General features: G+C 66.9%; 21 protein-coding genes. 13 read left to right on the top strand and 8 right to left on the bottom strand.

Annotated features, from left to right (window positions below):
- The first annotated feature begins 3 nt into the window (after nt 1–3).
- Nucleotides 4–1,023: a Bug family tripartite tricarboxylate transporter substrate binding protein gene (locus RZE79_RS21045; RefSeq protein WP_373696494.1), complete on the top strand. Its 1,020-nt coding sequence runs from the start codon at nt 4–6 to the stop codon at nt 1,021–1,023.
- Between the two features lie 22 nt (nt 1,024–1,045).
- Entirely contained in the window at nt 1,046–2,380 is a 1,335-nt protein-coding gene (locus RZE79_RS21050; RefSeq protein WP_319356665.1) for a sulfatase-like hydrolase/transferase, read from the top strand.
- A 502-nt stretch (nt 2,381–2,882) separates the two neighbouring features.
- On the opposite strand, the gene RZE79_RS21055 is transcribed toward RZE79_RS21050, so the two are convergent.
- Nucleotides 2,883–4,421, bottom strand: a complete 1,539-nt coding sequence (locus RZE79_RS21055; protein ID WP_319355680.1) for an IS3 family transposase — start codon at nt 4,419–4,421, stop codon at nt 2,883–2,885.
- A gap of 399 nt (nt 4,422–4,820) precedes the next feature.
- Complete coding sequence (locus RZE79_RS21060; protein WP_319356666.1) at nt 4,821–5,090, bottom strand: hypothetical protein; 270 nt, start codon at nt 5,088–5,090, stop codon at nt 4,821–4,823.
- A 528-nt stretch (nt 5,091–5,618) separates the two neighbouring features.
- Here RZE79_RS21060 and RZE79_RS21065 point away from each other — a divergent pair.
- Nucleotides 5,619–6,206 carry a PadR family transcriptional regulator gene (locus tag RZE79_RS21065; RefSeq protein WP_319356667.1) on the top strand — a complete coding sequence of 196 codons (588 nt, stop codon included), beginning with the start codon at nt 5,619–5,621 and terminating at the stop codon, nt 6,204–6,206.
- A gap of 11 nt (nt 6,207–6,217) precedes the next feature.
- The gene (locus RZE79_RS21070; RefSeq protein ID WP_319356668.1) at nt 6,218–7,063 is read left to right on the top strand and encodes a siderophore-interacting protein; all 846 of its coding nucleotides are present in this window, start codon (nt 6,218–6,220) and stop codon (nt 7,061–7,063) included.
- A gap of 136 nt (nt 7,064–7,199) precedes the next feature.
- On the opposite strand, the gene corA is transcribed toward RZE79_RS21070, so the two are convergent.
- The 3 genes from corA to RZE79_RS21085 all read right to left on the bottom strand — a co-directional run bounded on the left by corA (nt 7,200) and on the right by RZE79_RS21085 (nt 9,116).
- Nucleotides 7,200–8,183, bottom strand: a complete 984-nt coding sequence (gene corA, locus RZE79_RS21075) for a magnesium/cobalt transporter CorA (RefSeq protein WP_319356669.1) — start codon at nt 8,181–8,183, stop codon at nt 7,200–7,202.
- Nucleotides 8,184–8,216: 33 nt separating this feature from the next.
- Nucleotides 8,217–8,786 carry a hypothetical protein gene (locus RZE79_RS21080; protein WP_319356670.1) on the bottom strand — a complete coding sequence of 190 codons (570 nt, stop codon included), beginning with the start codon at nt 8,784–8,786 and terminating at the stop codon, nt 8,217–8,219.
- A gap of 132 nt (nt 8,787–8,918) precedes the next feature.
- Entirely contained in the window at nt 8,919–9,116 is a 198-nt protein-coding gene (locus tag RZE79_RS21085) for a polysaccharide deacetylase (RefSeq protein ID WP_153282957.1), read from the bottom strand.
- A 285-nt stretch (nt 9,117–9,401) separates the two neighbouring features.
- Here RZE79_RS21085 and RZE79_RS21090 point away from each other — a divergent pair, with 285 nt between their 5' ends.
- The 4 genes from RZE79_RS21090 to RZE79_RS21105 all read left to right on the top strand — a co-directional run bounded on the left by RZE79_RS21090 (nt 9,402) and on the right by RZE79_RS21105 (nt 13,948).
- Nucleotides 9,402–9,581, top strand: a complete 180-nt coding sequence (locus tag RZE79_RS21090) for a hypothetical protein (RefSeq protein ID WP_319356671.1) — start codon at nt 9,402–9,404, stop codon at nt 9,579–9,581.
- A gap of 92 nt (nt 9,582–9,673) precedes the next feature.
- Nucleotides 9,674–12,271, top strand: coding sequence for a DNA mismatch repair protein MutS (gene mutS, locus RZE79_RS21095; protein WP_319356672.1), 2,598 nt, complete (start codon nt 9,674–9,676; stop codon nt 12,269–12,271).
- 28 nt (nt 12,272–12,299) lie between these two features.
- Nucleotides 12,300–13,139, top strand: coding sequence for a proteasome-type protease (locus RZE79_RS21100; RefSeq protein ID WP_319356673.1), 840 nt, complete (start codon nt 12,300–12,302; stop codon nt 13,137–13,139).
- Nucleotides 13,140–13,141: 2 nt separating this feature from the next.
- A complete protein-coding gene (locus tag RZE79_RS21105; protein WP_319361244.1) occupies nt 13,142–13,948 on the top strand; it encodes an alpha/beta hydrolase in 807 nt (268 codons plus the stop codon).
- Between the two features lie 7 nt (nt 13,949–13,955).
- On the opposite strand, the gene RZE79_RS21110 is transcribed toward RZE79_RS21105, so the two are convergent.
- Nucleotides 13,956–14,480, bottom strand: coding sequence for an MOSC domain-containing protein (locus tag RZE79_RS21110; RefSeq protein WP_319356674.1), 525 nt, complete (start codon nt 14,478–14,480; stop codon nt 13,956–13,958).
- Between the two features lie 119 nt (nt 14,481–14,599).
- On the opposite strand from RZE79_RS21110, the gene RZE79_RS21115 reads away from it, so the two are divergent.
- The 5 genes from RZE79_RS21115 (at nt 14,600) to RZE79_RS21135 (ending at nt 19,826) form a co-directional block, all read left to right on the top strand.
- Entirely contained in the window at nt 14,600–15,898 is a 1,299-nt protein-coding gene (locus tag RZE79_RS21115) for an RNA polymerase sigma factor (RefSeq protein WP_319356675.1), read from the top strand.
- Nucleotides 15,880–16,260 (top strand): YciI family protein, encoded by a 381-nt coding sequence (locus tag RZE79_RS21120; RefSeq protein WP_099791208.1) that lies wholly within the window; start codon nt 15,880–15,882, stop codon nt 16,258–16,260. The genes RZE79_RS21115 and RZE79_RS21120 overlap by 19 nt, the downstream gene beginning before the upstream one ends.
- A gap of 94 nt (nt 16,261–16,354) precedes the next feature.
- Nucleotides 16,355–17,167: an SDR family oxidoreductase gene (locus tag RZE79_RS21125; protein WP_319356676.1), complete on the top strand. Its 813-nt coding sequence runs from the start codon at nt 16,355–16,357 to the stop codon at nt 17,165–17,167.
- Between the two features lie 113 nt (nt 17,168–17,280).
- Nucleotides 17,281–17,982 carry a response regulator transcription factor gene (locus RZE79_RS21130; protein WP_153282949.1) on the top strand — a complete coding sequence of 234 codons (702 nt, stop codon included), beginning with the start codon at nt 17,281–17,283 and terminating at the stop codon, nt 17,980–17,982.
- A gap of 38 nt (nt 17,983–18,020) precedes the next feature.
- A complete protein-coding gene (locus RZE79_RS21135) occupies nt 18,021–19,826 on the top strand; it encodes an ATP-binding protein (RefSeq protein ID WP_319356677.1) in 1,806 nt (601 codons plus the stop codon).
- Here RZE79_RS21135 and azu read toward each other — a convergent pair.
- Nucleotides 19,819–20,271, bottom strand: coding sequence for an azurin (azu, locus tag RZE79_RS21140; protein WP_319356678.1), 453 nt, complete (start codon nt 20,269–20,271; stop codon nt 19,819–19,821). The genes RZE79_RS21135 and azu overlap by 8 nt on opposite strands.
- 100 nt (nt 20,272–20,371) lie before the next feature.
- Complete coding sequence (locus RZE79_RS21145; protein WP_319356679.1) at nt 20,372–22,720, bottom strand: cytochrome P450/oxidoreductase; 2,349 nt, start codon at nt 22,718–22,720, stop codon at nt 20,372–20,374.
- Nucleotides 22,721–22,728: the final 8 nt, after the last annotated feature.

Here is a 22,728-nt window from a genome sequence, read left to right on the forward strand (position 1 = left end):
TTCATGATCCCGCGCCCCCTCTCCGCTTCTTCCGCCTCCTTCAACCCGGCGCGTCGCCGCCTCGCCGCCTTGCTGGCCATGGCCGGCATCGTGGCGGCCATCGCCGCCCCCAACATGGCGCGCGCCCAAGCCGTGCTCGACAGCCCGCTGCGCATCGTCGTCGGCTACGCGCCCGGCGGCGCCACCGACCGCGTGGCGCGCATCGTGGGCGACAAGCTCACGGCCCAACTCGGCGTGCCCGTCATCGTCGAGAACAAGCCCGGCGCGGGCGGCCGTTTGGCCGCGCAGCAAGTCAAGGCCACACCCGCCGGCCAGAACGTGCTGATGCTCGCCAACCCCGCCGTGATGATCGTGGCGCCGCTCGTCTTCAAGGACAACGGCTACGAGCCCGAGCGCGACTTCGTCCCCGTGTCGCACGTCAACGCCTACGACTTTGCGCTGGCCGTGTCGCCCACCCTGCCCGTGCGCGAGCTGAACCATTTGCTCGCATGGATGCGCGCCAACCCGCAGCAGGCCAACGTGGGCGTGCCCGCCACCGGCAGCCTGCCGCACTTCTTCGGCCTCATGGTGGGCGAGAAGGCCAAGGTGCAGACCCAGGTGGTCGGCTACCGCGGCTCCGCCCCGCTGCTGAACGACTTGATCGGCGGCCAGGTGCCCATTGCCGTCGACACCGAAGACGTCGTGCTGCCGCAGCACAACGCCGGCAAGCTGCGCATCCTGGCGCTGTCGGGCGAAAAGCGCTCGCCCTTCGCGCCGAATATTCCGACCTTCAAGGAAGCCGGCCTCGACCTCGCCGCCACCGGCTGGAACACCTTCTTCGCGCCGGCCACCATGCCCAAGGACAAGGTCGAGCGCCTGGCCACCACCATCCACGCCGTGATGCAAGACCCCGACACCCAACGCAAGTTCAAGGACGCCGGCATGACGCCGGTGGTGAGCACCCAGGCGCAGACCGCCGCGATGCTCAAGGCCTACAAGGCGCAGTGGGCACCGGTGGTTCAAAAGTCCGGCTACCAGCCCTGATTGATAAACCCGCCAGCGACCTATGACGACAAGCAGCAGCACCCGCCCCAACATCATCTTCATCGTGGCCGACGACCTCGGCTATGCCGACCTCGGCTGCTACGGCGGCCGCGAGGCGCCTTTCGGCCGCGTGTCGCCCGTGCTCGACGGCTTGGCCGCCAACGGCTTGAAGCTCACGCAGGGCTACTCGAACTCGCCCGTGTGTTCGCCCACGCGCTTCGCGATGATCACCGCGCGGTATCAGTACCGCCTGCGCGGCGCGGCCGAAGAGCCCATCAACAGCAAGAGCCGCGGCAGCACCACGCTGGGCCTGCCCACCGAGCACCCCACCCTGCCGTCGCTGCTGAAAGACAGCGGCTACAAGACCGCGCTCATCGGCAAGTGGCACCTGGGCTACCCGCCCAGCTTCGGCCCGCTGCGCTCGGGGTATGAAGAGTTCTTCGGCCCCATGTCGGGCGGTGTCGACTACTTCACCCACTGCGATTCAGCCGGCCGCCACGACCTCTGGTACGGCGAAGAAGAGCACAAGGACGACGAGGGCTACCTGACCGACGTGCTGTCCAAGCGCGCCGTCGACTACGTCGAGCGCATGGCCACGCAAGAGGCGCCCTTCTTCCTGAGCCTGCACTACACCGCCCCCCACTGGCCGTGGGAAACCCGCGACGACGCCGACAAGGCGCCGCTCGTGAAGGACAACCTGTTCGACCTGTCGGGCGGCAACATTCATGTGTACCGCCGCATGATCCATCACATGGACGAGGGCATCGGCTGGATCATGGCCGCGCTCGAAAAGCACGGCATCGCCGACAACACGCTCGTCGTGTTCACGAGCGACAACGGCGGCGAGCGCTTCTCCGACAACTGGCCGCTGGTCGGCGGCAAGATGGACTTGACCGAAGGCGGCATCCGCGTGCCATGGATCGCGCACTGGCCGAAGGTGATCGCCAAGGGCAGCGAGAGCACCCAGTTGTGCATGACCATGGACTGGTCGGCCACCATGCTCGACGCCGCCGGCGTGAAGGGCGACGCAGCGTACCCGCTCGATGGCGTGTCGCTGATGCCCGTGCTGAAAGACGCCACCCAAACCTTCCGCCGCCCCCTGCACTGGCGCATGAACCACCGCGGCCAGGAAGCGATGCGCGACGGCGACTGGAAGTACCTGAAGGTCGACGGCAACGAGTACCTGTTCAACATTCCGGCCGATGAGCGCGAACGCGCGAACCTGGGGAAGAAGGAGCCGCAGCGGCTGGAGGCGATGCGGGCGCAGTGGCAGGCGTGGAACGCGACGATGCCTGCGATTCCGGAGGATGCGACTGTGAGCCTTGGGTATTCGGTTAAGGATATGCCGCAGAAGTAAGCTTCTCAGCGGCGACGGGTTCTTACTTGTTCAACTTGTAAATCAACTGCGGCAAGCTGAAAAGTCGCTCAGCTCCGTGTCGCTGCGGTAGCGGTTGCAGCACTGCTGTAGTGCTGTAGTGCTGTAGTGCTGTAGTGCCCGAACGCTACAGCGTACTAGCACTCATGCACGGAAACATAACTGTCCCCCGACGCTTCTCTGAAATTCCAACCGGAAAAGTTGCAAATCGCAAAACTGCGAAGGCTGAAAATCTCTGCTCCGCTCGTATGCACACCTACGTTTTTGTCTTCTTCCAGAACGGCACTCCAACACTTCGCAATGTGTCGCCACCCACTAAAGAAAGACTGACGTCAATCCAGTCGTAGAGTGCAGGTGACCCAAACGCGCTTTTTGCCTGAGACCCGGCTGACGGCTGAATCGCTCCATTGCGCCAAAAGGCTGCGGTGTTGGATTCCGCCGATCTCTGACCCTAGGGGGGTGCGGATAAAAACTTGGACTGGTTTTATGCCGCAAGTCCAAGGCTCACCCGGTATTCGATAGGGCTGAGAGAGCCAAGAGAGATCTTGATCCGCTTCTCGTTGTACCAGCGGATGTACGAGTCGACCGCCTCGATGAATTGCTCGATGGTGGCGTTCTTCCAGTCTCGAGGATAGAACAGCTCGTTCTTCAGCCGACCGAAGAAGCCTTCGCAAGCTGCGTTATCAGGTGAGCATGCCTTGCGAGACATCGAGCGAGTGAAGTTCGCGTCGCTCATTCTTGATAGCCAACCTGGCCAGCGGTAGTGGCCGCCCCGATCGGAGTGAACCACAGGCCGGTCAGTAGTTTCGGCCACTGTCTCGATGGCCGCATCCAGCATCGTGTTGACCAACTCAGCGTCCGGACTGGTCCCAATGGTCCAGCTGACGACCATTCCATCGAAGCAGTCGATGATGGGCGAGAGGTACACCTTGCCAGCCGGGATCTGGAACTCCGTGATGTCCGTGAGCCATTTCTCGTTGGGGACCGCGGCCTGGAAGTCGCGGTTGATGAGGTTCTCAGGCGCTGGACTGATCTCGCCAAGGTATGACGCATACCTGCGCTTCCTGGGCTTTGGAACAACCAGGCTTTCCTGCTTCATCAACCGCTGCACGACCTTCTCGGAGATCGCGACGTCCTGTCTGGTGAGCGATGCTTGCAGTCTGCGGTAGCCATAGCAGCGGTGGTTCGACTCAAAGATGTCGGTGATGGATTGCCGCACCTTCAGGTACTTGTCGCCCACCGCTGCGCGGGCCCGATGGTAGAAGTACGAACTACGCGCAAGGTCCAACTGTGCAAGGAGCTCTGGCAGGCCATAGTGCTCCCTGAGGGCGTCAATCAGCAGTGTCTTCTCCCGGTTGGACAGGAGCTGCAGGTCGACGCCCAGGCCTTTTTTTAACAGTTCGTTGGCCTTGTTCAAGAGGTCCTGCTCAAGGCGAAGTTGCCTGACTTCGCGGCGCAGTGACTCAACCTGGCGCTCAAGGTCGTCGCGCTCTTGCGACGGCGGAGATTGATTGGTGCTTTTCATGGATGCGGGTGCCTCACGTCCCAGAAGTTGGTTCTTCCAGTTGTACAGCGTTGGCCGGCACACGCCGAACTTGTCGGCTACAGCCTGCGCACTTTCCTCACGCGTGCAAAGCTCCATGACTCCCGCATGCATCAGCTCCCCGGAATACCTTCGTCGCCCCACACTTCCAACGACAGCCCTTCTGGCCTCAGGAATGGCCTCGCGAACCCACGCGGTTAGTGTCCCTCTGCCGGGATAGCCCAATGCCCTCATGGTGGCAGCAATGCAGCGGTCGTGAGTGAGGTAGTGCTCGATAGCTGCCGCTTTTTGCTCCTGCGAGAACTTGGGTCGCCGGCCCGCATAGCCCGCTGGCAAGTCGAGCTTCTGCTGGTATTCGTTATACCAGCCCTTCAGAGAATTTTTTGTTGGGTAACCCAGCTGACGGATAGTGGGTCTGACGCGTTTGCCGAGCTTGATGTAGAGCTCAACGGCTCGAATCCGATCTTCGTAGGAATACATGAACTACCTCCTGGTAGTCCAAGTTTTCCGCCGCACCCCCTTACTGCGTTTAGTGGGTCAGTTTTCGGCAGCATTCAACATTTCTTTTTTTCGCGTTGAATTCTCTTCGCTTGAGTCTGTAGCACTTCAGGTATCTCAGAATTCCGTTGAGTTCTACGCCTAGTTCGCCAGCCCGGTTCCCTGCTCCGTCAGATGCTGATAGTAGTTCGCCATGGTTTCCCTCGGGTAGTCGAGCATCGCCATTCACCGGACGAATATCCTGGGTACATGCCTAGGCTTCAAATGACTTCTGGTCCTGCACTGCAGACCCAATACGAATCGACGCTCACCTCTTGCAAGGCCGGAAGACACGCGAGGCGAACCGCTGACGGTCACGAAGACGTAGCGGCCGAACAATCTCTACCCCCTCCCACTCTCCCCCAACAACCTCTCCGCCTCCCTCGCCAGATCCGCCGCAATCCACAGCATGTGATCCCGGTGTTTCTCTCCGGCTTCTTCGAACCAGCCGTTGCCGTCGCCGTAGCAGCACCACAGCAGGGAGTTCAGCTGGGCCAGTTTGATTTCGAGGAGGTCTCGGGCGTCTTCGCCTGTGGGCGTGACGGAGGCCGCGCCGCTCTTGCGGCGGGAAGATTTGGGCGTTGAACGCCCAGCGATAATTTGCTCAGCCATTTGGTGTGCTCTTTCTGAAAGGTTGGCACGTCGTTTGGTCAGACGGTCAGGGTGTTCACGCACCCTGGCCGTCGCCTTTTGTGCCTCACATTCGTGTCGCTGCTTCACAAAGAGGCATCGACACCCGCCGTGAGGCAAGGCGGTTCATTCACTCGCTCGTCAATCAATCGATCAATAGATGCATGGGGAGAAGGCGTTTCCTTTCACGGGGTTCGTCGGCCGCTACAGCGGGCCGTCTTGTCGCGGGGGCATTCACTGTAGAGAAGCGAAGCCGCGCAAGAGAAAAGAATTCGTCGAGGATTCCTCGAATCGACGAGGTATCTGCCGCGGCGCAGCGGCGAGACACAGAGCGATGACAGTCGGTCTGTAAGCAGCGTGCTGGAGCAGCCGGCCGACTCAACTGGCCCGGCCTTTTCTCGCCCAAAGCCTGAAACCCGCGCGACCGTCAGGGTCTGCTTTGGGGATTGGCTTGTCTTCTATTTCGATATATCTAGAATAGTTTCAGACACGATCAAGAAAGACAACCCCATGCGCCACTCCCACCACGCCCCGGACCACCCTCACCATTGCCACGCCCCGCGCGGCGAACACGACGACGGCCTCTCGGGGGGCGGCCGCGGGCTGCGCGGCGGACGCGGCGGCGGCGCGGGCCGGGTGTTCGGCCATGGCGGGCTGCGCTTCGTGCTGCTGCAGCTCATTGCCGACAAGCCCTCGCACGGCTACGAACTCATCAAGGCCATCGAAGACCGCCTGGGCGGCACCTACGCGCCGAGCCCCGGCGTGGTCTACCCGACGCTCACGCTGCTGGAAGAACTCGGCTACCTGAGCGTGGAGACCGCCGACGTCGGCGGTCGCAAGCGCTACAGCATCACGCCGAGCGGCCAGGAGTTTCTGGCCGCCAACCGCGAGACGGCCGACGCCATGATGGCCCGCATGGCGGGCGGCGTGGACGGCGCCGGCCCGCGCGCCGGACGGCCGCCGCAAGTCACCCGCGCCATCGAGAACCTGAAGCTCGCGATGCGCCTGCGCCTCGGCGGCGCCCCCCTCACCGAACAACAAGCCCACGAATTCGCCGCGGTGCTCGACAGCGCCGCACAACAGCTCGAACGCATTTGAACCAACCTGAAATGACCGACCTCACCACCACCACTTCCTCTTCTTCCAACACGCCCGACCGCACGCCGCGCCGCGTGCGCCACGAACTGCGCTTTCGCCAGCTCACGGTGAAGACCGTGCAGCGCGTGACGCCGCACCTGATCCGCATCACGCTGACCGGCGACGCGCTCGAAGGCTTCACGAGCCCCGGCTTCGACGACCACGCGAAGCTGTTCTTTCCCGATGCCGCCACCGGCCAGCTCACGCTGCCGACCGCCGGCCCCGACGGCCCGGTGTGGCCCGAAGGCGGTCGCCCGGCCATGCGCGACTACACGCCGCGCCGCCACGACGCGCAGGCCAACACGCTCGAGATCGACTTCGCGCTGCACGACGCCGGCCCCGCCACGCAGTGGGCCGAGCAGGCCAAGCCCGGCGACATCGTCGGCGTGGGCGGCCCGCGCGGTTCGTTCATCGTGCCGACCGAATTCGACTGGCACCTGCTGATCGGCGACGACACCGCGCTGCCCGCGATCGCACGTCGCCTGGCCGAACTGCCCGCCGGTGCGCGTGTGGTGGTGCTGGCGGAAGTCGACAGCGCAGCCGACGAGATTCCGTTCGAGACGCAGGCCGACCTCACGCTGCGCTGGGTACACCGCCAAGGCGCGGCGCCGGGGCTGAGCCCGGTGCTGGTCGATACGCTGAAAACGATGGAACTGCCAGCTGGCGATTTCCATGCGTGGGTCGGTTGCGAATCGGCGATTGCGAAGGCGCTGCGCGCGCACCTCGTGGGCGAGCGCGGTGCGAACCCGAAGTGGGTTCGGGCGTCGGGTTACTGGCGTCGCGGTGCCGTTGCGACGCACGACACGCACGACGAGTAAGCGCGTGTTGGTATTGCCCCTTCCCGTCCCGGGGGAAGGCTGGGATGGGGGCAAGCGGCCTTTGAAAAGCCGCTGATGGTTGAAAGGCCGCGAGCCCCCACCCCACCCTCCCCCGGAAGGGGAGGGAGCAAATCCCTTAAAGCCAGCCGACGCGCCTGAATCGGTAGTACAGATAGCCGCAAGTACTGACGATCAACCCCAGCGCCATCGCATACCCATAGCGAAACTTCAGCTCCGGCATGTGCTCGAAGTTCATCCCCCAGATGCCCGCGAACGCGGTGCACACCGCGAAGATGCTGGCCCACGCGGCCAGCCGCTTGGTCACTTCGCTCTCTTCGATGGTGACCATCGAAAGATTCACCTGCACCGCGGTGGCGATGGTGTCGCGCACCGCGTCGATCGAGCCGTTGATGCGCACGAGGTGGTCGCCCACGTCGCGAAAGTACTCCTGCGTGCCCACGCAGATCTGCGGCACGCGCCCGCCGTGCAGCTTGCCCGCCGCCTCCACCAGCGGCGCCACCGCGCGCTTGAGAATGAGGCTGCGGCGCTTCAGGTCGTACAGCTGCTTGATCTTGTCGCGCGCCGCGCCGCCCTGCGCAAAGATCTGCTGCTCGATGGATTCGAGTTCCACTTCGAGCGCGTCGATCACCGGGAAGTAGCGGTCGACCACCGCGTCCATCAGCGCATACAGCACAAAGCCCGCGCCGTTTCGCAGCAGGTCGGGCTCGCGCTCGCAGCGCTCGCGCACGCCCAGAAAGCCCTGCTGGCTGCGGTTGCGCACCGACAGCACGTAGTTGCGGCCGACGAACACGTTGACCTCGCCCACGTTCACGCTGTGCCCGCCCTCGCCTTCGGACGAGGGTTCGACCAGGTGCATCACGACGAACAGCGAGTCGCCGTACTCTTCGACCTTGGGCCGCTGGTGGCCGTGCTGGGCGTCTTCGACGGCCAGCGGGTGCAGGTCGAACTCCTCCTGCATCTGGGCCAGCTCTTCGGGCGTGGCGTCGCTCAACGCCACCCACACGAAACAGCCGCGCCGAGAGATGTACTCGCTGATGTCCTCGACGGGAATGTCGGCGAGCTTGGCGCCGTTTTCATAGGCCACGCAGTTGATCAGCATCGGGACGTTTCCCTCTTCGAACTTGAGATGAAGTCAGGCAGCCGCATCGGTCGGTGCGATCGCGGCCAGGGCGACGGTCTCGGCCAGCGAAGCCTCGATGGCTTGTGTCTCGCGCGCGAGCAGGGCCAAGCCCTTGTCGGCGAACACGCGGTGGCTTTCCACGTCGGCCCACAGGCTTGCCGCGGCTTCCGCGCACGTCAGCGACGTGAAGCGGATGCGGCCCTTGGCCAGCGCCACGAAGCGCTGCTCGCGCAGCGGATCTGCCCGGTCCCAGGCGCCGCCGATGAGCACGCGCTTGCCGCGCTTGATGCGAGGCTCGCGCTCGGCGAAGAAAGGCAACTTGGCGCTGACCCAGCCCAGCAGGCCGGTGTTCAGCGCGGTATCGAAGGCGGAAGGGGCAGCGTGCGCCTTGGCAAATTCGCGCAGCGTGCCGAGCTGGTAGAGCGCCGGGTCCTTGGCACCGCCCGTGCCTTCGACGGGGCGGATGACGGACGGGCCGCTGTTGCCCGTGCCCGGGCGCCCTTCGGGCCGTTTCGACTTGCGCAGGTCCGCCAGTTGGGCCGGCGACATGCACAGATAGAGCGCCGCGAGTTCAGCGGGCAAGGTGGCGGTGTCCGGGAGCGCGTCCGCTGCAGGGCCTTTGATTTCATCCGAGGGGGCCATGGGCGCCTTTGTTCTTCACGCGGGGTTTGCGCCGATGGATTTTAGGAGGGGCGGTGCGGGCCGCCGGCCGCGTCAGTGGTCGCCTTCGGCCTCCCCGTCCGGTTCTGGCGCCTCGGGCGCGTCGGCCGGCAGCCATTGCAGCTCGTCCGGCATGTACGGCTGCGACCACCGCATGCCGTCCAGCCGCACGCGCAGCGTGAGCCCTCGCACGGTGGTCACGGTGCCGGTCTGCCCGCGCACCACCACCCTGGCGCCCTTGCGGGCAGGCACCTGAAATCGGTTCCGGATGTTCTCGAAGCTCACTGGGGTCTCCCTCCAAAGTTCTTATGCGTCCGCGCGGTCATGCGCGTGACTACGTTCGGATGCAACTTCCGGATTCAAAGTTCTGAGCCGCAGCCACGATGCGCCGTTGATCCGCGTCAGTTCCAGACAAAGTTCACATCCTCGGAACCGGAAAGGTATTTGGCGGTGCGATGCTGCGCGGGCCGTCTCGACAATGCCGCGCCAGGCCAGAAGCACATGACCGCCCGGCGATCCATCCCAGGAAAACAATCCATGACGACCGACACCGCCATCCGCCACGTCACCCCGCCGGGCGCCAACCTCTTCCTTGAACTGGGTTTTGCGCCGACCAAGGCCCGTCGCCTGCACGCCGCGTCGCAGAAGCAGATCAACGATGCGCGGGTCGAAATGCTCAGCCGCGTCAGCAAGCCGGTCACGCTGACCGTCGGCTGATCCCTGCTCGCCCGTCCCCGATAATCGCCCGAGTGAAAACGACGACTGCCCACCCCGCCCCTTCCCTCAGCGACTTCTCCGGGCACACGCCCATGATGGCGCAATATCTGGGCCTCAAAGCCGACCATCCGGACACGCTGCTGTTCTACCGGATGGGCGATTTCTACGAACTGTTCTGGGCCGATGCCGAAAAGGCCTCGCGCCTGCTCGACATCACGCTCACCCAGCGCGGCCAGTCGGCCGGGCAGCCGGTGCTGATGTGCGGCGTGCCCTTCCACTCGGTCGACACCTACCTCGCGCGGCTCATCAAGCTCGGCGAATCCGTGGCCATCTGCGAGCAGGTGGGCGAGGTCGGCGCCAGCAAGGGGCCGGTCGAACGCAAGGTGGTGCGGGTGGTCACGCCCGGCACGCTGACCGATTCGGAACTGCTCAACGACAAGAGCGATTCGCTGTTGCTCGCGGTGCATGCGGGCACGCGCAATTTCTGCGGCCTGGCCTGGCTCAGCGTGACGGGTGCCGAGCTGCGCCTGGCCGAATGCCCGGCCGATGCGCTCGAAGCCTGGATCGCGCGCATCGCGCCGAGTGAGCTGCTGTACAGCGCCGAGGTCACGCCCGCGTTCGAACAGCGCCTGAAGGCCGCGCGCGCGGCCGTGCCGTTCACGCTGTCGCTGCGTCCGGCCTGGCAGTTCGACCCGGGCCTGGGCGAGCGCAAGCTCAGCGAGCAGATGGGCAGCCACAGCCTCGCGGCGTGGAACGCCGAATCGCTGGGCAACGCGCACGCCGCCGCCGCCGCGCTGCTGGGCTATGCCGAGCACACGCAGGGCCGCGCGCTGTCGCACGTGCAACGCCTGTCGGTGGAACGCGACGGCGACCTGATCGAGCTGCCGCCGACCACGCGTCGCAACCTCGAGCTGGTGCAGACGCTGCGCGGCGAAGATTCGCCCACGATGTTCTCGCTGCTCGACACCTGCATGACCGGCATGGGCAGCCGCCTGCTCAAGCGCTGGCTGCTCTCGCCGCGCCGTGACCGCAGCGAAGCGCAAGGCCGGCTCGATGCCATCGGTGCGCTGCAGTCCCCCGGGCCCGGCGCCACTGCCGCGCCCTGGCGCACGCTGCGCGAGCAGCTGAAGAACACCAGCGACGTGGAACGCATCGCGGCGCGCATCGCGCTGCGCCAGGTGCGCCCGCGCGAACTCGTGGCGCTGCAGCTTGCGCTGACAAAGGCCGAGCAACTGGCGCCGCTGCTGCCGGGCGCGGCCGCGCTGCTGGCGCAGATCACCGAACGCCTCGCACCGCCGCCCGGCTGTGCCGACCTGCTGGTGCGCGCGATCAAGCCCGATCCGTCGGCGCTGGTGCGCGACGGCGGCGTGATCGCCACCGGCCACGACGCCGAGCTCGACGAGCTGCGCGAGATCAGCGAGAACTGCGACGACTTTTTGCTCAAGCTCGAGATCAGCGAGCGCGAGCGCACCGGCATCAGCAACCTGCGCGTGCAGTTCAACCGCGTGCACGGCTTCTACATCGAGGTGACGCAAAGCGCGCTCTCGAAGGTGCCCGACAACTACCGCCGCCGCCAGACGCTGAAGAACGCCGAGCGCTTCATCACGCCCGAGCTGAAGGCTTTTGAAGACAAGGCACTGAGCGCGCAAGACCGTGCGCTGGCGCGCGAGAAGTGGCTGTACGAACAGCTGCTCGATGCACTGCAGCCGTCAGTGCCCGCGCTCACGCAACTGGCCGGCGGCATCGCCGCGCTCGACGCGCTGTGCGCACTGGCCGAGCGCTCGCACACGCTGAACTGGCGCGCGCCGACGTTCGTGTCGCACCCGTGCATCGAGATCCAGCAGGGCCGCCACCCGGTGGTGGAGGCGCGGCTGGCCGAGAAGTCGTCGGGCGGTTTCATTGCCAACGACACGCAGATGGGGCCGCAACAGCGCATGCAGATCATCACCGGCCCGAACATGGGCGGTAAGTCGACCTACATGCGGCAGGTGGCCATCGTCGTGCTGCTGGCCTCCATTGGCTCGCACGTGCCGGCCACGGCCTGCCGGCTCGGGCCGATCGACGCGATTCACACACGCATCGGCGCGGCCGACGACCTGGCCAACGCGCAATCGACCTTCATGCTCGAGATGACCGAGGCCGCGCAGATCCTGCACAGCGCCACGGCGCAGTCGCTGGTGCTGATGGACGAAATCGGCCGCGGCACCAGCACCTTCGACGGCCTGGCGTTGGCGGCCGGCATCGCGGCGCAGCTGCACGACCGCAGCAAGGCCTTCACGTTGTTCGCGACCCACTACTTCGAGCTCACCGAGTTCCCGGCCACGCACCACGGCGCGGTGAACATGCACGTGAGCGCGACTGAATCAGGCCGCGACATCGTGTTCCTGCACGAGATGCAGCCGGGCCCGGCCAGCAAGAGCTACGGCATCCAGGTGGCGCGCCTCGCGGGCATGCCCGCGGCGGTGGTCAACCATGCGCGGCAGGCGCTCGACGCGCTCGAATCGCAGCATGCGCAAACGCGTGCGCAAGTCGACCTGTTTGCGCCCCCGCCCGCCGCCGAAACCCCCATGGTCAGCGCCGTAGAATCCGCGCTGGCTGCCCTCGACCCGGACACCATGAGCCCGCGCGAAGCCCTCGACGCGCTCTATGCCCTCCAGAAACTGAACGCACGTGAACGCAGTACCGCATGAGCGGGCCCAGTTCCTGCAAGGCGAACCCATGACTTATTGCGTAGGCATCAAACTCAACGCCGGCCTGGTGTTTCTCTCCGACTCGCGCACGAACGCGGGCGTGGACCACATCAGCACCTTCCGCAAGATGATCGTCTACGAACAGCCGGGCGACCGCGTCATGGTGCTGCTGTCGTCGGGCAACCTGAGCATCTCGCAGTCGGTGCGCGAAATTTTGCAGATCGAAGAGCTGCGCGAAACGCGCGAAGACGGCTCGCAGGGCGACCCCATCACCATCTGGAACGCCAAGAGCATGTTCGACGCCGCGCGCGTGCTGGGCTCGGCCGTGCGCCACGTGTACGACCGCGACGCCGAGGCGCTCAAGCATGCGGGCCTGGACTTCAACGTGTCGTTCATCTTCGGCGGACAGGTCAAGGGCGAAGGCATGCGCCTGTTCCTGGTCTACGCCGCAGGCAACTTCATCGAAGCCACCACCGAGACGCCTTACTTCCAGGTCGGCGAATCGAAGTACGGCAAGCCCGTGCTCGACCGCGTGCTCACGCCCGAGACGCCACTCGACGAAGCCGCCAAGTGCGCGCTGGTGTCGATGGACTCGACCATGAAGTCGAACCTGTCGGTGGGCCTGCCACTCGATTTGGTGGTGTACGAAGCCAACAAGCTCGAAACCGACCGCGTGATCTGCATCGACGCCGACAACCCCTACTACCGCATGATGCACAACAGCTGGGGCCAGAAGCTGCGCGAAGTGTTCGACAGCATCGAAGACCCGGTGTGGGACGACAGCGCCACCGACCACCCGCTGCGGATGCCGGCCACGCGCCACAGCCCGCTGCGCAAGATCTCCACGCCCGACGAAAAGCTCATCTGAATCTGTCCGTGCCTCCTGTCATCTTTTCGCACGGCAACAGCTTTCCGGCGAGCACCTACCGCGTCGTTCTCGACAGCCTTCGCAACCGGGGCTTTGATGTCGACGCCATCGAGAAATTCGGGCACGACCCGAAGTACCCCGTCACCGACAACTGGCCGCACCTCGTGCAGCAGCTGGCCGACTTCGCCAAGCTGCGCGCCGACCGCGCGGGCGGCCCGGTGTTCCTCATCGGCCATTCGCTGGGCGGCTTCCTGAGCCTGATGTGCGCGGCGCGCCACCCCGAGCTGGCGCGCGGCGTGCTGCTGATCGATTCGCCGATCCTCGGCGGCTGGCGCGCGAACACGCTCAACGTGGTCAAGCGCACGCCGTTCATGAAGAGCATGTCGCCCGGCGCCACCAGCCGCAAGCGCCGCAACAGCTGGGAGCACCGCGAGGCGGTGTTCGAGCACTTCCGCAGCAAGAAGGCGTTCGCGAAGTGGGACGAGCAGGTGCTGCACGACTACATCGACCACGGCACCTTCGACAGCGAAGACACGCGCGCCCTGAGCTTCGACCGCGACGTGGAAACCGCGATCTACAACACCCTGCCCCACACGCTGGGCGGGCTGCTGCGCCGCCACCCGCTGAAGTGCAAGGTGGCGTTCATCGGCGGACGCCAGTCGGTCGAGATGAAGCAGGTGGGCATGGCGATGACCGAGCAGGTCACCAAGGGCCGCATCACGATGCTCGACGGCAGCCACCTGTTTCCGATGGAAAAGCCGCTGGCCACGGCGGCGGCCATCGAGGCGTCGCTGCGCAACCTGATGTAGGTGGCGCTCAGGCGCTGCTGCTGCCCACGCGGCAGGCGACCGCATCGCCGACGCGCAGCACACCGCCGCGCAGCACCCGCGCCGTCACGCCGCCATGCCCGCGCATGGCGTTGTAGCCACCGGCGCCCAGCAGTTCTTCCATGCGCGAGCAAGGCTCGCAGGGCCCGGTGATCTCGAGCAGCACTTCGGGCCCGAGCGCCAGCACCAGCGGCTGGTCGCGAAACAGCGAGCGCGCCGCCAGCAGGTTGAGTCCCGACACGACGAGGTTGCGGCGCAACAGGCCGGCGTCGACACCGTCCATGCGCTGCGCGAGCGCCGCGACAACCGGCAGGTGCTCCGCCTGGATCAGCGTGACCTGCCGCTTGCCGCCGCCGCGCCCGGCGCTGCTGCGGTCGCCTGCCAGGCCCTGCGCTTCGATCGCCAGCACCTCGTCCACCGATTCGACAGGCGCACGCCGCGCGGGGCGCAGCAGGATGGCGTCGAGCCGGCCGGAGTGCGGGAACTGCCGGGTCAGGGCGTGGAGATCGGGCATGCGCCGCATTGTCCACGCGGACTTTTTTTGCGCACCGCTGTCGGCCCGCCGCATACTGGCGCGTCCTTGGGGTTGAACCTTCCGTCGAAGGAACAGAAGCGACACGCACCGCGCCGACGATGACCACCACCGAGCTGAGCTGGATCGCCACCACGCTGACCGCCGCGCGTCCGCGCGCGGTGGCGGCGCTGCTGCGCTACTTCCGCGACCTGGACACGGCCGAGGAAGGGTTCCAGGAAGCCAGCCTGCGCGCGCTGCGGCACTGGCCCGAGCAAGGGCCGCCCGACGATCCGCTGGCGTGGCTGATCCTCGTGGGGCGCAACGCGGCGCTCGACGAGCTGCGACGGCGCGACCGGCACGATCCGCTGCCGGAAAGCGATGACGGCGATGCGGACGCTGCCCTCGATACCGACCTCGCCGAACAGCTCGACCAGTCGCACTACCGCGACGACGTGCTGCGCCTGCTTTTTGTCTGCTGCCACCCCGCGTTGCCGCTCGCGCAGCAGATCGCGCTGGCGCTGCGCATCGTCTCGGGGTTGTCGGTGGCGGAGATCGCGCGCGCCTTTCTCGTCGGCGAGCGCGCGATGGAGCAGCGCATCACGCGCGCCAAGCAGCGCGTGGCCGCGGCTAGCCTGCCCTTCGATGCGCCCGGTGTGCGCGATCGCGGTGAGCGGCTCGCGGCCGTGGGCGCGGTGGTCTACCTGCTGTTCAACGAAGGCTATGCGGCCAGCGGCGGCACGGCGCATGTGCGCGTCGCGCTGTGCGAAGAGGCGATCCGCCTCGCGCGCCTGCTGTGCGAACTGTTTCCCGACGAACCCGAGACCGCCGGCCTGTACGCCCTGCTGCTGTTGCAGCATGCGCGCGCCGAGGCGCGGCTCGACGCCGACGGCATGGTCGTGCTGCTCGAAGACCAGGACCGCACGCGCTGGCACCGCGCGGCGATCGACGAAGGCCTGGCCCTGCTCGATGCCGCGCTGCGCCAGCGCCGCATCGGGCCGTACCAGCTGCAAGCAGCCATCGCGGCCACGCACGCACGGGCCGCGCGCGCGGCCGACACCGACTGGGCCGAGATCGACCGGCTCTACGCCGGGCTCGAACGGCTGCAGCCCTCGCCCGTGGTGACGCTCAACCGCGCGGTGGCCGTGGCGAAGGTGCGTGGGCCCGCGGCGGCGCTGGCGGTGGTCGATGCGCTGGCGGTTCCGCTGTCGGCGTACTTTCACTTCCACGGCCTGCGCGGCGGCCTGCTCATGCAGCTGGGCCGCGCAGACGAAGCGCGCCGTGCGTTTGCCGACGCGCTCGCGCTGGCCCGCACCGCCGCCGAGGCCGCGCACATCCGCCTGCTGCTCGACCGCCTGAGTGCGGGCGCCGCTTCCGACAACCTCCACGCAAAGGACGAACGATGCTCTATTCCATCCTGATCTACGGTTCCGAAGCTGCGGCGGCCGGCTGGGCGCCCGAGGTCGAAGACGAGATGCTCGAGCGCCACACCGACCTGCGAGACGAGCTGCAGGCCGCGGGCCGGCTCGGCACCGTGCTGCGCCTGATGCCCGACACCGCCACCACCGTGCGGCACGCCGGCGCCGCGCATCCGCTGGTGACCGACGGGCCTTTCGCCGAAACGAAGGAGCAGCTCATGGGCCTCTACATCGTCGAGTGCGAGTCGCTCGAAGAGGCGCGACATGCGGCGCGGCGGCTGGACTTCGAGGGCGGCGTGTTCGAGATCCGCCCGGTGACCTGGTACGACCCGGGCGTGATTGCACCGCGCATTCCGCAGGTCTGAAAAAACACGCACCGCTGTCGGATCGCCGGGGCCTGCGCCGTCCTTGGAACGAGCGCCTGCATGTCGCAGGTCGCCATCCCAAGGAGAAGCGCTCATGCCCTCGACCATTCAGTCTTTGAAAGACCGCTGCGCCGTGATCCACGGCGGCAGCGGAGCCCTCGGCGGTGCCGTCGCCCGTGCCTTTGCACGCGAAGGCGCCCATGTGTTCGTCACCGGCCGCAGCCGCGACAAGCTCGATGCGGTGGTGCGAGACATCACCGCCGCCGGCGGCCACGCGCAGGCCGCGGTGGTCGATGCGCTGGACGAAGCCGCGATGCTGCGCCACGCGGCCGAGGTCGCCGAGCAGGCCGGCGGCATCGACCTCGCGTTCAACGCCGTCGGCATCTTCCACGTGCAGGGCCGGCCGCTGGCCGAGCTGTCGCTGGAGGACTACTTCGTCCCCGTCCACGCCTACACGCGCAGCAACTTCCTCACCGCCAAGGCCGTGGCGCCGCACATGGCGGCGCGCGGCGGCGGCGTGATCCTGTCGGTGTCGACGCCGGCCTCCCGCCTACCCGGTCCGGGGTACCTCGGCCATGCCGTGGCCTGCGCCGGCGTGGAGGGGCTCACGCGCCACATGGCGGGCGAGCTGGCGGCCTTTCGCATCCGCACCGCCTGCATCCGTTCGCACGCGATTCCCGAGGCGGTGGCCGCGGGCTCGCACAGCGGCGAGGTGTTTCGGCCGGCGGCCGAGCGCATGGGCCTCACCGTCGAGCAGATGCTGGCCGAGCGGCCCGAGGGCCTGCTGGTGGCGCGCCTGCCCTCGCTGGACCAGTTGGCGGGCACCGCGGTGTTCCTGGCGTCGCCGCTGGCCGGGGCCATGACCGGGGCAATAGTCAACCTGAGCGGAGGGGTCATCCTTGATTAGGCTTGTCGGCGCTTTGAATTAACATCAAGATACAAATAGGAACTTTAGAAACAGTCGTTTCATTTAAGAAAAAACGTTGCACCACGTACATCACGGCTCAAAAATGTCGTCCTATGTCTGCCCCTCTCCTGGAAGACGTTGAAGTGGTCTCGCTGAGCCCTGCGCTGGTGGTCGAAGACGATCCGGCAATGCGGGAGCGCTTGGCGTACGTGCTGTCCACGCTCGGCTGCGACGAGCCCCAGATCGCCTGGGCCGACAGCGTGGCCGCCGCGCGCTCGCTGCTGGAGCAGCAGCATTTCGGCGTGGCGCTGGTCGACATCGGCCTGCCCGACGGCAGCGGCGTCGACCTGATCGAGTGGATGAACGTGCACCACCGGCTGGTGCCCGCGGTGGTGATCTCGGCCTGGCGCACCGAGGCCGTGATCTTCGCGGCGCTGCGCGCCGGCGCCATCGGCTACCTGCTGAAGGAACGCGACGACCTGGAGCTCAGCATCGCGCTGCGCAGCATCGAGCAAGGCGGCGCGCCGATCGACCCGGCCATCGCACGCCGCATCCTCGGTTGGGTGGCGGCGCAGTTGCCCGCCCCGCCGCCGCCCTTCGACGCGCCGACGCTGGCCCCCGTCGCACTCACGCCGCGCGAGCGCAAAATCCTCGAGCTCGTGTCGCAAGGGATGAGCAACCGCGACATGGCGGAGGCGCTGTCGATCTCCAGACTGACCGTGGAATGCCACACCAAGAACATCTACCGCAAGCTGGCCGTCAACTCGCGCACCGAGGCGATCTACCAAGGACGACGGCACGGCCTGCTGCGCTGAGGTTCTTCTTCGCGGGCCTTGCGCTCTGGGCCCTGTGGTTGCTGCTCTCAGCAGGCAGCGCACACGCACAAACACCTGCTGTTCCTGAACTGCGCGCCGAAGCCGCACGCGGCACCGGCTGGGACGACACGAACCCGCCCGCCGACGGCTGGACGCCCGTCGCCCTGCCCGACAGCTGGGCCACGCGCTGGCCCGGTTTCGACGGCGTGGTCTGGTACCGGCTGACCTGGGAGCAGCCCGCGCCGGTGACCGAGTCCGGACTGCTGCTGCACTACCTGAACATGGCCGGCGAGGTCTCGCTCAACGGCACGGCGATCTGGCGCGACCGCAGCCTGGTCGAGCCACTCACGCGCGCGTGGAACTCGCCGCGCTACTGGCTGCTGGCCGCGCCGCAACTGCGCGCCGGCACCAACACGCTGCTGGTGCGCGTGTCGGGCCTGTCGGCCTACCAGGCCGGGCTGGGGCCGGTGAGCCTGGGCACGCCCGCCGCCATGCAGGCCGAGTTCGGCCGCGAGCAGCTCATGCGGCGCGACCTGCAGGTGTTCGGCCTGGCGACCAGCGCGGCGGTGTCGGCCTTCTTCGCGGCGTGGTGGCTGCTGCGGCGGCGCGAAACAGCCTACGGCTGGTTCGCCGCGATGTCGGTGCTGTGGCTGCTGTTCGGCTACAACCAGATCGCCACCAGCCCCTGGCCCTTTGCCAGCAATCACAGCTGGCAGGCGCTCAACACCTCGCTGCTGCTGTTCTTCAGCATGTCGTATGGCGTGTTCGTGCTGCGCTTTGCCGGGCGGCGCCTGCCGCGCCTCGAAATCGCGGCGTTCGCGATAGCAATCATCGGCGTGCTCGACCTGTGGTTCGCCGGCACCGCGAACCTGCCCACGCACCGCGCGATCTGGACCCTGGTCGGCGGCCTCACGATCATCGCCGTGAACAGCGCCGGCATCTTCCACGCGCTGCGCCACCGCGGCAGCCCGATGCGCTCGCTCGCGCCGTTCATGGCGGTGTCGGCGCTCACGGGCGCGCACGACCTGCTGGTGTTCACGCAGGTGATCGACAGCAACATCTACTACACGACCATGTCCTCGTACGTGCTGCTGCTGGGCATGGCGCTCACGCAAGCCGGGCGCTTCGTGCAGAGCCTGAAGCGCATCGAGAACTTCAACACCGAGCTGATCGAGGAAGTGAACGCCGCCAAGGCCGAGCTGGCGGCCACGCTCGCGCAACAGCACGCCCTCGAGCTGGCGCACGCACGCATCGGCGAGCGCGTGAACCTGGTGAGCGACCTGCACGACGGCCTGGGCGGCGTGCTGGTGGGCAGCATCGCGACACTGGAACGCACGCCCGGCAACCTCAGCGCGCCGCAGCTGCTGGCCATGCTCAAGAGCCTGCGCGACGACCTGCGGTTGATCATCGACGCCACCGGCCGCGACGACGGTGCGCGCGCACTCGGCGAACTGCTGGCGCCGCTGCGCTACCGCAGCGCGCAGCTGCTCGACGCCAACGGCATCGACTGCCGCTGGAAGGTCTCGGGCATCGACACGCTCGAGCTCGCGCCTTCGCAGAGCCTGGACCTCATGCGCTTCCTGCAGGAGGCGCTGACCAATGTGCTCAAGCACAGCGCGGGCCGCCGCGTGGACGTGACGGTGGCGCGCGCGGGCGCCGAACTGCAGCTCAGCGTGCGCGACGACGGTCGCGGCTTCGCGGTTCACAGCGTGAGCGGCGGCGCGGGGCTGCGCAACCTGCACACGCGGGCGCGTCGTCTGGGTGCCGAACTGCAGTTGCAGTCACAGCCCGGCGACACGCAGGTGGTGCTGCGGATGCCGTTGGGCGGTGCGACCGTTACTTGACCAGCGCCAGCGTGCCCTTCATGAGCGACGCGTGTCCGGGGAACGAGCAGAACCACGCATAGCTGTCGCCGGCCTTGAGCTTGGCCACATCGAAGCTCACGGCATCGGTCTCGCCGCCGCCGATGACCTTCGAATGGGCAATGACACGGGCATCGCCCGGCTTCACATAGGCCTTGTCCAGCCCTGCGCCGATGCCGTCCGCCGCCACGCCTGGCGCGTCGGCGGCCTTGCTCAGCACCCAGTTGTGGCCCATCGAAGCCTTGGGCATCTTGCCGACGTGCTTGAGCTTCACGGTGAACTGCTTGCAGCTCGCCGGCACCGCGATGGCGGTCTTGTTGAACTGCATCGCGTCATTGCCTTCGATCTCGATGTCGCAGGTGGCGGCCAGCACGGGGCCGGCGAGCAGCGCCGTGAAAAGCAGGGCCGCGGTGGTTTTCGTCTTCATCACATGGTTCCTTGGATTCGGTGCCGACTCGGCACGCCTCACTGTGCGGCCGGCGGGCCGCAAGGCACTTGCGATGAATCAATGCGCACTGCGAAAAACCTCAGAGTTCGAGCACCAGTCGCCCCTCGCACGCACGCGAGCAGCAAGCCATCATCTTCGTGTTCGCATCGCGCTCGCTGCGCGTGAGCACCACGTCGCGGTGATCGACCTTGCCGGCGAGCACGCGCACTTCGCACGAGCCGCACAGGCCTTCTTCGCAATCGCTCTGCACATCGACATTGGCGGCACGCAACGCCGTCAGCAAGGTCTGGTCGGGCGGCACGGTGATGACGAGGCCGGAGTCTTTCAGCTCCACCTCGAAGGCATGTTCCTTCGACGGGTCGAGCGTGGCGAGCGTCGACTCGAAATGCTCGACGCGCAACGCGCCTTCGGGCCACGCGGCGCAACACGCTTCGAGTGCTTCGAGCATGCGCAGCGGGCCGCAGGCGTAGACCTGTGCGCCGGGCACGGGCGTGGCCAGCAACGCAGGCAGGTCGTTGCGCCGGCCTTCGTCGGCCGCATGCACGTGCAGGCGCTCGCCGTGCAGCGCAGCCAGCTCGTCGACGAAAGCCATGGTGGCGCGGCTGCGGCCGCTGTAGTGCAGTTCGTAGTCCATGCCCAGCGCCTTCGCACGCCGCGCCATCGCACTCACGGGCGTGATGCCGATGCCGCCGGCAATGAAGATCGCCTTTGCCAGCGACTCGTCGAGCCGGAAGTGGTTGCGCGGGCCGCGGATGCGCAGGCGGTCGCCCACCTTCACGTTCGCATGCACCCAGGCCGAGCCGCCGCGGCCTTCGGGCTCGTGCAGCACGGCGATCTCCAGCGCGTGGGCTTCGTCGGGGTCGCCGCACAGCGAGTACTGGCGCGACAGCTCGGGCGTGCCGCACTCCACGTCGATGTGCGAGCCCGGCGTCCAGCGCGGCAGCGGCTTGCCGTCGGGCGACACGAGGCGCAGCCGCACGATGCCGTCGGCCACCGGCGTCACGCGCTCGACCACCACGGGCCGCGCGATGGCGTGGGCCGACGGCTCGCCGATGCGCACGGGCACCTGCACGTCGCGCAGGCCGGCATTGGCGCGCTCGGGATTCGCGCGCGGGTCCCACTCGACCCACAGGTGCTCGGGCCCGCGGAACGAGGTGTTGGGCACGTAGCTGAAGCGCTGCTCCGACAGGCGCATGTGCGGCAGGCGGCGCGTGAACTCCTCCAGGAAGATCTGCATCTCCATGCGCGCCAGGTTCTTGCCCATGCACTGGTGCGAGCCGTAGCCGAAGGTCAGGTGGTCGCTGGCGTTGTCGCGGCGGATGTCGAACAGGTCGGCATCGGCGAAGTGGCCTTCGTCGTGGTTGGCCGACGAGGTGACGATCAACAGGCGCGAGCCCGCCGGCAGGTCTACGCCGCCGACCTGCGTGTCTTTGGTGACGAGCCGGCGCCAGGCGGCCACCGAGCCGTTGTGGCGCAGGCACTCTTCGACCGCGTTGGGAATGAGGCCCGGGTCGTCGCACAGCTCCTGCCACACCTGCGGATGCTGCAGCAGCAACTTCACGGCGTTGGCGGTGGCGTTGGCGGTGGTCTCGTGCGCGGCGACGATGCCGGCCATCATCATCGAGTGCAGGTACGAGTCGGTGACGACCTCGGGGTGCTGCATCTGCTTGCGGATGCCGTACTGCATCCAGCCCGGTGCATCGGGGTCTTGCCGCATCTTGTCGAGCACCTTGCCGGCGTACTGCCAGAAGTTGCCGACGGCGTGCGCCACGGCCACCTGCTCCTCGGGCTTGGGGCGGCCCCAGGTGTTGACGGTGTGCGCGATGGAGTATTTGCGCAGCGTGTCCATGTCTTCCTCGGGCACGCCGAGAAAGTGCAGCGCCACGGTGAGCGGAATTTCCCACAGCATCTGGTCGACGAGGTCGGCGCGGCCATCGTCGATGAAACGGTCGACATAGCTGCGCGCGAGTTCGCGCACCAGCGGCTCGTGGTGCTTCAGCGCCTCGGGCGTGAACGGGTCCATGAGCGCGCGGCGGCGCGGCATGTGGGCCGGCTCGTCCTCGTTCACCAGCGTGCGGTTGAGCGCAAAGCCGTAGCTTGCGAGCACGGCATTGGCTTCGTCGCCGGTGGGCGTGATCTTCTCCAGTGCGTTCGACGGGCTGAAGGTGAGGTTGTCGCGGAACACCGCCTTGATGTCGTCGTAGCGCGTGATCACCCAGTAGCCCAGCTTGGGGCTGTAGAAGATCGGCTCCTGCTCGCGGGCCCAGCGCACGTACTCGGGCGGGTCTTGCTGGTAGCCGTCTTCAAAGGGGTCGAACTCGGCGGCGCGCTGGCTCACGGGGCAGCCGGTGGGCGTGCTGTGCGAGGACAGCGCCCCGTGCGCGATGGGGCAGCCGGAAGTGCGAGAAGGCATGGCGGTGTCGGACATGGCAGCAG

The organism is Variovorax sp. EBFNA2, assembly GCF_033802765.1.
Classification (GTDB): Bacteria; Pseudomonadota; Gammaproteobacteria; order Burkholderiales; family Burkholderiaceae_C; genus Variovorax; species Variovorax paradoxus_H.